The organism is Parabacteroides sp. AM17-47, assembly GCF_003434625.1.
Taxonomy (GTDB): Bacteria; Bacteroidota; Bacteroidia; order Bacteroidales; family Tannerellaceae; genus Parabacteroides; species Parabacteroides distasonis.
In genome coordinates this window covers 69,332-84,190 of sequence record NZ_QTLI01000017.1, presented here as the reverse complement: position 1 = coordinate 84,190, position 14,859 = coordinate 69,332, and the positions used below count along the sequence as shown (strand labels likewise).

At 44.0% G+C, this 14,859-nt stretch carries 10 protein-coding genes and 1 riboswitch; of the genes, 6 read left to right on the top strand and 4 right to left on the bottom strand.

What is annotated here, in order from left to right:
- Window positions 1-20: 20 nt before the first annotated feature.
- The 3 genes from DW205_RS14675 to DW205_RS14665 form a co-directional block, all read right to left on the bottom strand.
- A complete protein-coding gene (locus DW205_RS14675; RefSeq protein ID WP_005862323.1) occupies window positions 21-1,484 on the bottom strand; it encodes a PepSY domain-containing protein in 1,464 nt (487 codons plus the stop codon).
- An 18-nt stretch (window positions 1,485-1,502) separates the two neighbouring features.
- On the bottom strand, window positions 1,503-3,884 hold the full coding sequence (locus DW205_RS14670) for a TonB-dependent siderophore receptor (RefSeq protein WP_005862322.1): 2,382 nt from the start codon (window positions 3,882-3,884) through the stop codon (window positions 1,503-1,505).
- Between the two features lie 146 nt (window positions 3,885-4,030).
- Entirely contained in the window at window positions 4,031-4,948 is a 918-nt protein-coding gene (locus DW205_RS14665) for a sirohydrochlorin cobaltochelatase (RefSeq protein WP_005862321.1), read from the bottom strand.
- 127 nt (window positions 4,949-5,075) lie between these two features.
- Window positions 5,076-5,273, bottom strand: a riboswitch (cobalamin riboswitch).
- Window positions 5,274-5,359: 86 nt separating this feature from the next.
- Here DW205_RS14665 and aspT point away from each other — a divergent pair.
- The 5 genes from aspT to DW205_RS14640 all read left to right on the top strand — a co-directional run bounded on the left by aspT (window position 5,360) and on the right by DW205_RS14640 (window position 13,890).
- The gene (aspT, locus tag DW205_RS14660) at window positions 5,360-7,057 is read left to right on the top strand and encodes an aspartate-alanine antiporter (RefSeq protein WP_005862320.1); all 1,698 of its coding nucleotides are present in this window, start codon (window positions 5,360-5,362) and stop codon (window positions 7,055-7,057) included.
- Between the two features lie 12 nt (window positions 7,058-7,069).
- Window positions 7,070-8,719: a bifunctional aspartate transaminase/aspartate 4-decarboxylase gene (locus tag DW205_RS14655; protein WP_005862319.1), complete on the top strand. Its 1,650-nt coding sequence runs from the start codon at window positions 7,070-7,072 to the stop codon at window positions 8,717-8,719.
- Window positions 8,720-8,989: 270 nt separating this feature from the next.
- Window positions 8,990-11,239 (top strand): aconitate hydratase, encoded by a 2,250-nt coding sequence (locus tag DW205_RS14650; RefSeq protein WP_005862316.1) that lies wholly within the window; start codon window positions 8,990-8,992, stop codon window positions 11,237-11,239.
- A gap of 24 nt (window positions 11,240-11,263) precedes the next feature.
- Complete coding sequence (gene icd, locus DW205_RS14645) at window positions 11,264-12,541, top strand: NADP-dependent isocitrate dehydrogenase (protein ID WP_005862314.1); 1,278 nt, start codon at window positions 11,264-11,266, stop codon at window positions 12,539-12,541.
- 5 nt (window positions 12,542-12,546) lie between these two features.
- The gene (locus DW205_RS14640) at window positions 12,547-13,890 is read left to right on the top strand and encodes a citrate/2-methylcitrate synthase (protein WP_008772165.1); all 1,344 of its coding nucleotides are present in this window, start codon (window positions 12,547-12,549) and stop codon (window positions 13,888-13,890) included.
- A 112-nt stretch (window positions 13,891-14,002) separates the two neighbouring features.
- On the opposite strand, the gene DW205_RS14635 is transcribed toward DW205_RS14640, so the two are convergent.
- Window positions 14,003-14,278 carry a putative quinol monooxygenase gene (locus DW205_RS14635; RefSeq protein WP_005856980.1) on the bottom strand — a complete coding sequence of 92 codons (276 nt, stop codon included), beginning with the start codon at window positions 14,276-14,278 and terminating at the stop codon, window positions 14,003-14,005.
- 101 nt (window positions 14,279-14,379) lie between these two features.
- On the opposite strand from DW205_RS14635, the gene DW205_RS14630 reads away from it, so the two are divergent.
- A complete protein-coding gene (locus DW205_RS14630) occupies window positions 14,380-14,760 on the top strand; it encodes a GtrA family protein (protein ID WP_005856979.1) in 381 nt (126 codons plus the stop codon).
- Window positions 14,761-14,859: the final 99 nt, after the last annotated feature.

Genomic DNA, 14,859 nt, shown 5'->3' with positions numbered 1-14,859 from the left:
ATAATACAAATATACAGGCTTTACTTCTTTCTTCTCGCTTTTCGCCTGATATATTTTATCGCAAGCCATACACCGGATAAGGAAACGAACGTGCCTCCCAACATGGTTCCCCACATCACGATATTCCATAAGACCGGATGATCTACCAAGAATTTCAGATTCAAGCTATGCAATGCCGGATACATCCAATGGTTCCAACGAGACGGCGTATTTACATAACGGTATTGTCCATTACGGGGATTAATGTAATAACAACTATTATCCACGTCTTGAATAGATACTTTCCAGACCGGGAGTTCTAAATTCCTTTTTCGTGAGATATAATACGTATCATAAGCATCCAACAGTTTGATATCAGCCGTGGTCCCGATACCATGTATCTGAGACAATACGGAACGGATTTCTTCCGGTCGCAGGTTCAATAAAGATATCCCGTCACTCTTATTTGCGTTCACGACAATATCCTTCGTGTCTGTTTGTACGATGTAAAAGGGTATATCACCAAAACTACTCCATTCCAATTGACGGATCTGGCCGGGATAGGCTTGTATGACCGCCCTGTAATCCAACGGATAATCGAGTGGGGAAGGAGCCATCTTCCGCAGTTCTTGAACCGGGTTTATATCGAGCTTGGCTTTCAACCCCCAATCCTGTACACGAGCCAAAGACATCATACCACTAAAGCAGAAGGTGAGGACGAATAAACCGAATAACACCCCAAGAATATGATGCCATTTATACCAGAACTTCTTATAAGGGGAAATCAAATGACGTCTCCTCGCTAACCGGAAATCCCGTATTCCTAAATAGATCCCGGCGATACACATAACGCACCCGATTCCGGATAACCAGACAACTACCTTTATCCATAATTCAGCGTCTTGCCGCAAGGAAGTGAAATAGACCCAATGAGGGATCGCCCCGAGCCAAGCCCAGAAACGACTGTTTTTATCCGTATATTGCAAAACCTCCCCGGATTTAGAGGATATGTATAATTCATGTCGTTCCGGATCGGCGAAATGGAATTTATAGATCGGAAATTCCTCTTTTAAACGACCGAATGGAATCCATTGGTCCAAGGTGTACAAGGAATCTACCTTCGCTATGGAAGAGGTATTCCATAGTGATGCCACACGTTGGATATGATTCCAGTCGATTACGGGTAATCTTTCCGTCGAGTCGGCAGGAATATCATAGCTCCCTTTCTCCGTCCGGAGATGAAAAACAGTTTGTCCCAAATAGCTGTTTAAGGTAACATGGCTTATCCGCTCGTTCTGCGGTAAACGTTTCTCTATCTGGTCTAACGAAGGAAGATTCTCCGGAGAGAGAATATCCATCTTCGCCCGTTTATCGGCCCGGTCCGCTCGCGGGAACGTATGGTAGATCATTACCAATCCCGATAGGAACCAAACGAGGAACAGGATACTGAGCGCCGTGCCCAGTATCCTGTGTATAAATTGCATGATCTTTGTCAATAGATTCATGAGCGTATGTTCTATATATTATAATGTATAGGAGATAGCCACTTGGAAATTACGAGGCATGCTTGGCACCATCTGTTGTCCGAGCGCTTGGTTATAATAATTGTTGTCAAACAAGTTATTCAAGTTGAACGTTAGGTGGATATTGTTGTTCAACAAATAAGACATACCGAAATCGGTTACCCAATACGGATCGAACCAAGAGTTGTTTGACGTATTACGGTATACTTTACCGGTATAACTGCTACTCAAGTGAAATTCCAGATTCTTCAAGACACCCCGAGGGATGGTATAACTGCCGTATGCGTAGAAAGTCTGGTTCGGTACGTTGCTCTGCCAGTTTCCTTCTTGGCTATTCAATTGTAGCTTTGTCTCATCCGGGTTATTGCCATAGATAGCCTCGATCAATTCCGGATCCTTTATTTCTTTCATCTCCCGGATCTTGGAGTCGTTCAATCCATAACCGATCGTCAGCGCTAAGGTGCTTACTGGAGAAAGAGTGACATCAAAATCAAAACCCTTGGAATCTTGTACACCCACCTGTCCGATTACGCTCATCGTGGTAGTCTCGCCGTTTACCTCCTCTTGATAGTTGTTGGTCAACGTAGCCGTACTGTTCATCTTCCGGATATAGAACAAGCTGGCATTGGCGCTTAATATATTGTTCAATTGATATTTAAGCCCCACCTCGGCTTGGTATCCTTTCTCCGGCTTAAATACTTCCTCATTGCGAGCAGGCTCGAAACGATTTCCATCACCTCCTACATAAATGACGTTATCTTGATAGAACGTACGGATCGGCTTGAAGAAAGAGGCGAAAGACGCATAAATGGATGTATTCGGATGGGGCAGATAGACCGCTCCGAAACGATAAGTCAACGCCTTATTCTTTATCATATTGAAGCTTGAATGCTCCTCATACTCACGTCGTCCGGTAGGAGTTGTAGCGCTGGCGGACATATAACGGAAAAAGTCGTAACGTAGAGCGGCTAATACCTTCCATTGCTCGTTGAACTCAACCATATCTTGAAGATAAAGGCTGTTGGAATAATGATGCGTAACCGTTGCTTTCGAGAATTTACTGGTCATATATCCCATGCTATGCGGATCATAAACGGATACATGCGAATAAAGGCCGGGACCCTGAACATCATCTCCTAAATTATAGCCCGAATAGCTGGTACGATTCAAGGCGACGAAAGAGTAACCTCCCATATACGTATGCTTTATCTCACCCGTCCTGAATTTACCGCTTAGCTCGAGCGTATTGGCTACCGTCTTGGCTATATGGGAGAAGCGAAGCGGGAAAGAAAGATATACACTGTCCAAACAGATATATTTTTTCTGGCCGTTTTTCATATAATAATGATCATAGATCGGATCATCACTTTCGAGATAGTCGAGGGCTTCCGTCCCAAAATAGTTGATATCGTCGTTATTGTAAGAAAGGCGATCTGTTAGTTTCGCGCCGTTCCAAAAAGTATGTGTGTATTGCGTCGATACGTTCCATGCGTGATTCTTCATAAAGTCGGACTCGTTATTGTAGCGAGCCTCACGGTCAAGTCCCGGTAGCATCTCATTTTTATGGAGATATAACTGTCCTGTTTGCACATTATATACATCATTTGCCATTAAATCGGGAAGACCGATCTCCGTCCCATAGAAGTCGCGGTTAAAACCTCCGCGAACATCTAATATGTCACGTTCCGTCATTTTAGCTTGCAATGCCAGATAACCGGAAAAGCGACGGTTGCCATTATCACGCCAGCCCTCTTGATCGGAAAAGTTGACATTGGCGTAATAATTGACCGGACCGACCAATTTACCGCCCATGCCAAGTGTCGCCTCTTTATTCTCGTAACTACCGTAGGCCAATCGAGCATTAACGCTCTGTTTCTCTGACGGGGATTTACGAACGATATTCAAGGTTCCACCTACGGCTGAATGTCCGTAAAGTACAGAAGCCGGTCCCTTTAATAATTCAATAGACTCGATACAGGATAGATCGGGTACGGGATAAGAGTTGTTTATTGCCGAACGTTCATCGCGGATACCGTCTATCATCATGATAGAATGATCGAAACCACGGATCGACAATTGTTGAAATGCGCCATAAGATGTCTGGAATCGTACGCCCGGCATAAAGCGTACCGCATCTTGGATATTACGGATACCTCGCAACTCCAAACTACTCGCCGTAATGCTATTAATTGAAATAGGAAGATATTTCATAGGTACGTCCAACTTCGTGATTTGTGGACGTGGCTTGCGTGCGGCGGTCGCTACGACTTCTTGAATATTGAATGTCGTATCGGCGAAATTCGTGTACTCATTCTTGTGTTGTGCCTGCATCGTACTGATACATAAGGCTGTCAACGGTAAGATTGTCAAAACTCTTTTCATATATTTAGCATTATAACTGTTTATTGTATGCATGTGAAATCCCTTTCGAAAGAAATTCCATTTTCCTTCGAATGAAAATTTAGTTTCTTTCGGAAGGAATTACTTTTTCTTCCGAAAGGAATAAAACATAGATTTGGAGAACTTTTTTAGTCCTTCTCTACCGCATAAGCTTTCTTCTTATCAACGATATCGATCATCTTATGTTTAGCCATGAAACGGGCATGTTCGATGAAGATCTTCTGAATATCCGGATTCTGTCCCAGACCTTCCATAAATACGCTTACCTCGTAGCCTTTCTTTTCCAGTTCCTCTTTCCAATCACCGGCGATATCGTTTTTCGCATGGTCTCCGGCGACAAACATAAATGGCATCAACAAGACTTTCTTCGTTCCATTGGCCTTTACTTGGGCTACCATCGTATCAAAAGTAGGATAGCCCTCGATGGTTCCTACGGAATAATCCTTGAATCCCTTCTCCTTCAACATATAATCCAACATGGCATATTGAGCCGTCGCCGGAGTATAAGTGCCATGGCCTACCAATAAAGTAGCGCCTTCTTTCGCCCCATTTTTTGTGATAGCGACGATTACCGCCTCATAATCCTCCGGTGTATACAATAAAGGATTACCGATACGAATCTCCTTGAAAGAAGATTTCATGGTGGCAACATCCTTACGTAAGGATTCCATCTCGATACCTTCGATTATATTCGTGGATTGGATCAAGACATGTGTATAACCATCAGTCTTTAATTTTTCCAAGGCCTCGATCGGGTTCAGTTTCTCTACGCCACGAGCTTTTAAGCGGCGCATTACAATGCGAGAAGTCCATGCCTCACGCAACTCAACATCTTTGAAAGCTTCTTTCGCTTTTTGATTGATCGCGTCGATTGTCAAGGCACGGGTATCATCATGGGTTGTTCCAAAATGTACCATCAATAAAGCGGCCTTATCGCCCGGTTGTAAAGAGGCGAATAAATCGGATGCTACAAAATTCTCGCCATCGTGCGCACGACAAACTAGGCTGATGACCAGCAGGAAGAAAGATAGTAAGTGTTTCCTCATCATATGAATATATTAATAATTAGATTACATATCAATCCCACGGAGACAACGTATTATTCCGTCTCCAACATCTTTTGGATATAGGTGATATTTCTATCCTCTTAATTGCTCCTGACCCCGGGAGGAATTAATCATTACTTCGCTTGGCAGGTTTCCTGACTGGCTCGGAAAGCAACCTTCCCATCTTTCTTAAGACAGTGGCATAGCAGAACGCTTTCCTTTTCAAGAGCTTCACAGTAGCGGGCACTGTTCCGGATTCTAACCGGATTCCCTTTTATAGAGTTGTCGGTAGACAAACTCTATCACCTAAGCGGTCGCAAATTTATATAAATAATCCCGAAAAGTAACAACATCTTTCAAAGAATCCCTGTTCCAATAGCATCTTTTTTGTTTAACATCAAATAAATAGATATGGAATGGATAACTAATTTACTTCAACATTATCCGGAGCTAGCTATTTTCATAACCTTAGCTCTCGGTTTCTGGATTGGCAAGTTTAAGATAAAGAAGTTCACGCTGGGAACGGTTACCAGCGTATTATTGGTCGGTGTATTGATCGGGCAATTAAAAATCGATATAAGCGGACCGTTAAAGTCCGTCTTTTTCTTGATGTTCCTCTTCGCTGTAGGATATAGCGTTGGGCCACAGTTCTTCCGGGGATTGAAAAAGGAAGGTCTTCCTCAAATGCTTTTCGCCGCCGTCATGTGTATATTTTGTTTGATCGTTCCTTTTTTGTTAGCGAAACTTATGGGATATAACGCAGGCGAGGCCGCAGGATTATTGGCGGGCTCCCAGACGATGTCGGCAGTATTAGGAGTTGCCGAAGATACGATCGGACAGATGAATATTAGCGATACGGATAAAAGCGCTATGGTAAATGTAATGCCCGTGGCCTATGCGGTAACTTATATTTTCGGTACGGCAGGATCCGCATGGTTAGTGAGTGATATCGGGCCACGTCTTTTAGGAGGACTCGACTACGTGAAAAAAGCGTGTAAAGAGCTAGAGGCTAAAATGGGAAATAACGACGAGAGCGAGCAACCGGGCTTTATGCCTGCCGCCCGTCCGGTAACTTTCCGGGCCTATAAGATTAGTAATGAATGGTTCAAGGATGGCAAAAGCGTAAAGCAGTTGGAGGTGTATTTAGACCAATTGGGACGGCATTTGTTCGTGGAGCGTGTCCGTATTAATAATGTAGTAACCAATGTTAAACCGGATTTGGTTTTACATACCGGAAATGAGGTTGTTCTAAGCGGTCGCCGGGAATTCGTGATCGGAGAGGAGAACTGGATTGGCGACGAGGTCAATGACATTGAATTGCTCGATTTTCCGGCAGAGACGTTACCCGTACTAGTGATCCATAAGGAATACGTGGGGAAAAAGATCTGCTATTTACGCAATCAATCGTTTATGCATGGTGTTAGCATCAAGTCCGTAAGGCGTGCGGGTATCAATATCCCGGTCTTGGCCGCTACGGTGATAGATTCCGGTGATATGTTGGAATTGGTGGGTATGAAATCAGAGGTAAATAAAGCGGCTACGACTTTAGGATATCCCGATCGCCCAACCAATCAGACCGATTTGATTTTCGTGGGTATCGGTATTTTCTTAGGGGGAATTTTAGGTTCGCTCGCGATTCATTTCGGAGGTGTCCCGATCAGCCTGAGTACGAGTGGCGGCGCTTTGATAGCCGGACTCGTCTTTGGATGGCTTCGTTCCAAGCATCCGACCTTCGGGCGTATTCCGGAGCCTTCCGTCTGGATATTAAATAATTTGGGACTGAATATGTTTATCGCCGTAGTCGGTATCACGGCGGGTCCCAGTTTCGTGACCGGATTGAAGGAAGTCGGTATAAGTTTATTTATTATCGGTGCTTTAGCGACATCTATCCCGCTTATCATCGGTATTCTGATGGGACGTTACGTTTTTAAGTTCCATCCGGCTATCACTTTAGGTTGCACGGCAGGTTCACGTACGACAACCGCCGCATTAGGAGCGGTGGAAGATGCCGTAGGAAGTGAGACTCCAGCCTTAGGCTATACCGTTACCTATGCGGTGGGTAATACTTTATTAATCATCTGGGGTGTCGTTATTGTGCTAATCATGTAATATATATAATGTATGGACAAGAAGAAAATACATGTCACGAGAGAATATGAGAAAAAGATGTCGGAGATTAGCCCTTTCGAGCTAAAGAACATCTTGATAGAGTTAGCGGATGAGAGCGCTCGTAAAAGTACGCACATCATGCTGAACGCAGGAAGGGGAAATCCAAACTGGATCAGTACGGTTCCACGGGAGGCATTCTTCCTATTAGGGCAGTTCGCCTTGGAGGAATGCCAGCGGGAAACCGAATTGGCAGATGAGATGGCCGGAGCCGCAGGGGTTCCCAACCGCAAAAGGATCGCGTCTCGCTTCGTACAGTTTCTAAAGAAACATGCGCAATCTCCCGGCGCTACTTTATTGAAGGGTACCTATGAATATCTGGTCACGGAAAAAGGTGTAGATGAGAATGAGCTTGTATACGAATGGGCGGAAGGTGTCATTGGTGATCAATATCCGGTTCCCGATCGTATCTTGAAATATACGGAAATGCTCGTGCGGGATTATTTAGACCAAGAATTATGTGATAACCAGCCCCCTGAGGGAATATTCGACCTTTTCGCTACCGAGGGCGGAACTGCCGCCATGTGTTATATCTTCGATTCCTTGCAACAGAATTTCTTGTTGAATAAGGGAGACAAGATCGTTCTCTTCGCTCCGGTATTCACTCCTTATATAGAGATTCCGGAACAGGCTCGTTATCTTTTTAATGTCATAGAGATAAAAGCCTTGAAGATGACAAAAGACGGCTATCACACATGGCAATATCAAGAAAAGGATTTAGATGTCCTGAAAGATCCTAGCGTGAAAGCCGCTTTCATAACAAACCCGAGCAACCCGCCTTCATACGGATTGACAAAAGCATTGATGAATAGGATCGTTGAGATCGTACGGAACGACAATCCCAACCTCATGATTATTACGGATGATGTGTATGCGACATTTATTCCGCATTTTCGCTCGATGATGGCCGAATTACCAAAGAATACGTTATGTGTCTACTCTTTCTCCAAATATTTCGGGGCAACCGGATGGAGATTGGCGGTAATCGCTTTACATCAAGATAATATTTACGACCGGATGATCCGTGAATTGCCAAGAGATAAACAGGAGCTTCTAAAAAAACGATATAGCAGTCTATCCTTACATCCCGAGGATATCCGCTTTATTGATCGTATGGTAGCCGATAGCCGTCAAGTAGCCTTGAATCATACGGCCGGTCTTTCCTTGCCACAACAAACACAAATGTCTCTGTTTGCGTCTTTCGCTCTATTAGATGCGGAAAATACCTATAAGAAAAGGATGCAGGATATGATCCACGAGCGTTTACACACATTGTGGGAAAGCACCGGATTCACCTTATTGGACGACCCTTTGCGTGCGGGATACTATAGTGAGATCGATATGCTTGTCTGGGCTAAGAAATTCTATGGGGATGATTTCGTGGAATATCTAAAAAAGAATTACGAACCTCTGGATGTCGTTTTCCGTCTGGCACAGGAAACTTCCTTGGTTTTACTGAACGGAGGAGGTTTTGATGCTCCCGAGTGGTCTATCCGCGCATCTTTAGCCAACCTTAAACGGGAAGATTATGTCCGGATCGGAGAGGGTATCGCATCTATTTTGCATAGTTATGCCCAAAGATGGAAAGAAAGTCTCGATAAGTAGAAAAAACAGCTCCAAGGCTTGAACAAAACGGGCTAATGGTACGTTTTATTAATAAACGTGCGATTAGCCCGTTTTTCTAAGTTATCCGGGAGATTATAAATAACCTCTATAACCTCATAGAAATTATCGAACAAATTGTATTTCATTATATTATATATTTGTTGATAATAAAAACAAAGACTCATTGGCAGATGTCTTATTTATTACATTTTAGCTGGTTATAGATAAATATATTTGCGAAAAGGCTTACAATAAAAAACGAATATGAATATGGTGTACGACATTGACATGCTTAGAAATTTCTATGCGAATTTCCCCAGAAGAGTGGACACAGCCCGCGAACGTATCGGTGGTCGCCCGATGACCTTGGCCGAGAAAATCTTATATGCGCATCTATACGATGAAAGCTCGACTCGCCTTTTCAAAAGAGGTGAGGATTATGTGAATTTCCGTCCCGACCGTGTGGCTATGCAAGATGCCACCGCTCAGATGGCGCTTTTACAATTCATGAACGCCGGAAAAGAAAAATCCGCAGTACCGGCTACCGTGCATTGCGACCATTTGATCCAAGCGAATATGGGAGCCAAGACGGATATCGATACGGCTACCAAAAGCAATAGCGAGGTCTATGATTTCTTGAAATCGGTCTCCGATAAATATGGAATCGGTTTTTGGAAACCCGGAGCAGGCATTATCCATCAAGTGGTATTGGAAAATTATGCGTTTCCCGGCGGTATGATGGTAGGAACTGATTCACATACCCCGAATGCCGGAGGACTTGGAATGGTCGCTATCGGAGTAGGAGGAGCCGACGCCGTGGATGTCATGACCGGAATGGAATGGGAACTGAAGATGCCGAAACTAATTGGTGTTAAGTTAACTGGTAGTTTGAATGGTTGGGCCTCGCCGAAGGACGTGATTCTTAAGCTAGCGGGCATCTTAACCGTAAAAGGTGGAACGAACGCTATCATCGAATATTTCGGTCCGGGCACCGCCTCAATCTCAGCGACCGGAAAAGCTACGATCTGTAATATGGGTGCCGAGGTAGGAGCGACTACTTCCTTATTCCCATTCGATAATACAATGGCTCAATATCTTCGTGCCACGGGACGTGACGAGGTAGCGAGCTGGGCCGAAGCTATCGGTGAATATCTGGAAGCGGATATGGACGTTCGTGCCGAGCCAGATAAGTTTTACGATCGTGTAATCGTTATTAACCTTTCCGAATTGGAGCCGCATATCAATGGTCCGTTCACGCCGGATGCAGCTACGCCTATCTCGGAGTTTGCCGCAAAAGTAAAAGCGAATGGCTATCCCCGAAAGATGGAGGTGGGATTAATCGGTTCCTGTACCAACTCTTCTTATCAAGATCTAAGCCGTGCGGCATCCATTGCTCGCCAAGCTTATGAGGATAAAATACCGGTAGCGGCACCCTTGATCATCAACCCGGGTTCCGAGCAAATCCGTTATACGGCGGAAAGAGATGGTATTATCGGTGATTTTGAACGGATTGGCGCAACCATTATGGCGAATGCCTGTGGTCCTTGTATCGGACAATGGAAACGTCATACGGATGATAATACCCGTAAGAATTCGATCGTTACTTCATTTAATCGTAACTTCGCTAAACGTGCGGACGGTAATCCGAATACACATGCTTTTGTCGCTTCTCCGGAACTGACACTGGCCTTGACCATCGCAGGTGATCTATGTTTCAATCCTTTGACCGATACCTTGAAGACAGAGGATGGTAAGGTTGTGAAACTGAAAGAACCGAAAGGCACGGATTTTCCGCCGAAAGGTTTCGAGGTAAAGGATAACGGCTATCTGGCACCTACGGGTAAGAACGTAGTGGTGAACATCGATCCGGAATCCAATCGCCTACAGGTATTAAAGTCTTTCGCTCCTTGGAACGGAGAGGATTTCACGAATATGCCCCTTCTTATCAAGGCTGAAGGTAAATGTACGACGGATCATATCTCGATGGCCGGTCCATGGTTACGTTTCCGTGGGCATTTGGAAAATATATCGGATAATATGTTGATGGGAGCCGTAAACGCTTTCAATGGGAAGACAAACTCTGTATTGAATCAACTGAACAATGAATATGAAGCAGTTTCTGCCGTAGCGAAACAATACAAGGCAAATGGTATTTCCTCGATCGTCGTAGCGGAAGAAAACTATGGTGAAGGCTCTTCCCGGGAACATGCAGCCATGGAGCCTCGCTTCCTAAATGTAAAAGTGATCCTAGCCAAGAGTTTCGCCCGTATCCACGAGACAAACTTGAAGAAACAAGGAATGTTAGCACTGACTTTCGCCGATAAGGAGGATTATAGCAAGATCCGTGAGAATGACCATATCTCGATCATCGGATTGAAAGATTTTCAGCCGGGCAAACCGTTGACGGCCGTTCTTCTTCATGCGGATGGTACGCAAGAATCATTCCCGGTTAACCATACGTATAATGATTTACAAATTAAATGGTTCAAGGCGGGTTCCGCTTTAAATACAGCTCACTAAGACAAACAAAAAAATCTTGATATCATGAGTAAGATAACAAAGAAAGGTAATCATATTTTCGTTCCGGATCACGTGACGATCCCTTATATTGAAGGAGATGGCGTGGGGCATGAGATCACTCCCGTTAGCCAAAAGATAGTAAACGCTGCCATCAAGCAAGCTTACAACGGAACCCGTTCCATTGAATGGAAAGAGGTCTTAGCCGGTGAAAAGGCGTTTAAGCAAACCGGAAGTTGGCTTCCCGATGAGACTATGGAAGCATTCCGTGAATACATCGTCGGTATTAAGGGACCGTTGACAACTCCGATTGGTGGAGGTATCCGTTCATTAAATGTGGCCCTCCGTCAGACGTTGGATTTATATGTTTGTCTCCGTCCGGTTCGTTGGTTTAAAGGAGTCGTATCTCCGGTAAAGGAGCCGCAGAAAGTGAATATGTATATCTTCCGTGAGAATACGGAAGATATCTATGCCGGAATCGAATGGCAACAAAGGACTCCGGAGGCACAAAAGTTATTGAAGTTCCTCACCGAGGAAATGGGAGTGAAGAAAATACGTTTCCCGGAAACTTCCTCTTTCGGCATCAAGCCGGTTTCTGTGGAAGGTACGGAGCGTCTGGTGCGTGCCGCTATCGAATACGCGATATTGCATCAGTTACCGAGCGTGACTTTGGTACACAAAGGTAACATCATGAAATTCACGGAAGGTGGTTTCAAACTATGGGGATACGCTTTAGCGGAACGGGAGTTTGCGGATCTCACTTTCACATGGCCTCAATATGAGAAGATCAAGAAAGAGCAAGGCGAGGAAGCGGCCAATACCGCCTTAGTGGAAGCTTCAAAGGCCGGTAAAATCATTATCAAGGATGTCATAGCCGATGCTTTCTTGCAAAACACTCTATTAATTCCGGAAGAATATTCCGTGATCGCTACCTTGAACCTGAACGGCGATTATATCTCCGATCAATTAGCGGCAATGGTAGGTGGCATTGGCATTGCTCCCGGCGCTAATATCAACTATAACAGTGGTCATGCGATCTTCGAGGCAACACATGGAACCGCTCCGAATATCGCGGGAAAGAATCTCGTAAACCCCTCTTCCTTATTATTATCATCCGTGATGATGCTGGAATATATGGGATGGAGTGATGCGGCTAACCTGATTACATCCGCTATGGAGCAAGCTTTCTCCGCTGGAGAGGCCACTCATGACTTGGCTCGTTTTATGCCGAATGGCAAATCTCTCGGCACCAAAGAATTTGGTGATCGTATCATCTCTATTATCGAAACAATTAAATTAGTATAGTCATGTTGAAGAAAGAATATTTAATTTACAAATTGTCCGAGGCTGCCAGAGAGGCTTGCAAGATTGACAACGAACTTTTCCCGATGTATAATGTGAAACGTGGCCTTCGTAACGAGGATGGTAGCGGCGTGTTAGTAGGATTGACCCAAGTCGGTAATGTAGTAGGATACGAACGCTTGCCAGAGGGCGGTCTTAAAGCAATCCCCGGTAAGTTATTCTATAGAGGTTACGACGTAGAGGATTTAGCGCGTGATTTCATCAAGGAAAAACGGTTCGGTTTTGAGGAAGTGGCTTATTTATTACTTTCTGGTAAACTCCCCGATAAAGAGGAATTATCAGCCTTTAAAGAACTGTTGAACGATAATATGCCCTTGGAGCAAAAGACCAAGATGAATATTCTGGATCTGGAAGGACAGAACATCATGAATATATTGGCTCGTAGCGTATTGGAGATGTATACCTTCGACGCAAACCCGGACGACACCTCCCGAGATAACTTAATGCGCCAATCTATTGAATTGATCTCTAAGTTCCCGACGATTATCGCTTATGCCTACAATATTTATCGTCATAGCACACAGGGGCGTTCTTTACACATCCGTCATCCGCACGAGAACTTATCGATCGCAGAAAATTTCCTTCACATGCTGAAACGTGATTTCACGGATCTGGACGCACGTACGTTGGATTTGCTCTTGGTATTGCAAGCAGAACATGGTGGTGGTAATAACTCTACGTTCACGGTACGCGTCACTAGTTCTACGGGAACGGATACGTACTCATCTATCGCAGCTGGTATCGGCTCATTGAAAGGCCCGTTGCACGGAGGTGCCAATATTCAGGTAGTAGATATGTTCCATCATTTAAAAGAGAATATCGCAGATTGGAAGAACGTGGACGAGATCGATACTTATTTCATGAGGATGCTTAACAAAGAGGCTTATAACAAGACTGGCTTGATCTATGGTATCGGCCATGCGGTCTATACGATTTCCGATCCCCGTGCGGTCGTATTAAAGGAACTGGCTCGTGATCTGGCAAAAGAGAAAGGTCGCTCTGAGGAATTCGCCTTCCTTGAGTTATTAGAGGAAAGAGCGATCGAATGTTTCGCCAAGCATAAAGGAACTAAGAAACGGGTTTCCTCGAACGTGGACTTCTATTCTGGATTCGTTTATGAGATGATCGGTTTGCCACAGGAAATCTATACGCCTTTATTCGCCATGGCCCGAATCGTGGGTTGGACCGCTCACCGTATCGAGGAGTTGAACTTTGACGGAAAACGCATCATCCGTCCGGCTTACAAGAACGTTTTGGACGATAGGGAATATATCTCAATCAACGAGCGATAACACTAAAAAATCATAGTTATGTTTTCTTTCATTCATAGTTATAAGTTGAAGGATTCATAACTATGATTTTTTAGCATGCTCAAGCTTATAATAATAAGCCTACATAAAACCCTTAAAATGTAAATTTCTCAAGTTTCATCGCACCTAATCCTTGCAATTTAGGAACCAACGTTACGAAATGCTCAGCTTTTTCGTGAGCTGATAAGGATTCAGCGTCTTTCCACGTCTCACAAATCATCAATACATCACTACGAGTAGAGCTCTCGAAAATATCATAAGCTATACAGCCATTGTCTTTCAAAGACTTTTCAACCAATTCTTTCGCTGTCTCCAATGCGGCTGGACGATTCTCCTCACTTACTTGAATAAATACATTTAGTCTAATCATACTCATAATTGTTTTAAGAATGTTACATACTTGATCAAAAGTACAGCACAAATATAGAAATAAACCCGTATATTTGTCATTCGAAACGTATAATTAACAGCATGAAGGAATCTGTTCGTATTCTTCGTTTCGCCATTGTAGGTTCTTCTAACGCTTTGATCACCGCATTGGTAATCTGGATATTAATGGATATTCTGGATTGTAATTACTTGTGGTCGAACATGGCTGGATATGTGGCTGCCTTGGTGAATAACTTCTTTTGGAGTAAATACTGGGTATTTTCTTCCGGGAAAGGTAATTTCTGGAAGGAGATTCCTTTATTCCTAATCGCTTTTGGTTGCGCTTACGCTACTCAATTCATATTCTTGCTTTTAATGGTGGAGGTGATCGATCTAAATGAATATCTGGGTCAGTTCCTTGGACTTTTCGTTTACGGAGCCGTTAATTTTATGATGAATAAGAGGCTTACTTTTAAGAGCTAGAATCCGATAAATCGTATTAAAGGAAGTGGTATAGTACGCCAGTAGTGGTGAAGGTCAACGCGACTACTCGCATAAGCCTTCACCACTACTGGTATTGAC

Excerpts from the sequence above, each read along its gene's own strand:
- DW205_RS14675 (WP_005862323.1), bottom strand. The coding sequence starts at position 1,484 with ATGAATCTATTGACAAAGATCATGCAATTTATACACAGGATACTGGGC.
- DW205_RS14670 (WP_005862322.1), bottom strand. The coding sequence starts at position 3,884 with ATGAAAAGAGTTTTGACAATCTTACCGTTGACAGCCTTATGTATCAGT.
- DW205_RS14665 (WP_005862321.1), bottom strand. The coding sequence starts at position 4,948 with ATGAGGAAACACTTACTATCTTTCTTCCTGCTGGTCATCAGCCTAGTT.
- aspT (WP_005862320.1), top strand. The coding sequence starts at position 5,360 with ATGGAATGGATAACTAATTTACTTCAACATTATCCGGAGCTAGCTATT.
- DW205_RS14655 (WP_005862319.1), top strand. The coding sequence starts at position 7,070 with ATGGACAAGAAGAAAATACATGTCACGAGAGAATATGAGAAAAAGATG.
- DW205_RS14650 (WP_005862316.1), top strand. The coding sequence starts at position 8,990 with ATGGTGTACGACATTGACATGCTTAGAAATTTCTATGCGAATTTCCCC.
- icd (WP_005862314.1), top strand. The coding sequence starts at position 11,264 with ATGAGTAAGATAACAAAGAAAGGTAATCATATTTTCGTTCCGGATCAC.
- DW205_RS14635 (WP_005856980.1), bottom strand. The coding sequence starts at position 14,278 with ATGATTAGACTAAATGTATTTATTCAAGTAAGTGAGGAGAATCGTCCA.
- DW205_RS14630 (WP_005856979.1), top strand. The coding sequence starts at position 14,380 with ATGAAGGAATCTGTTCGTATTCTTCGTTTCGCCATTGTAGGTTCTTCT.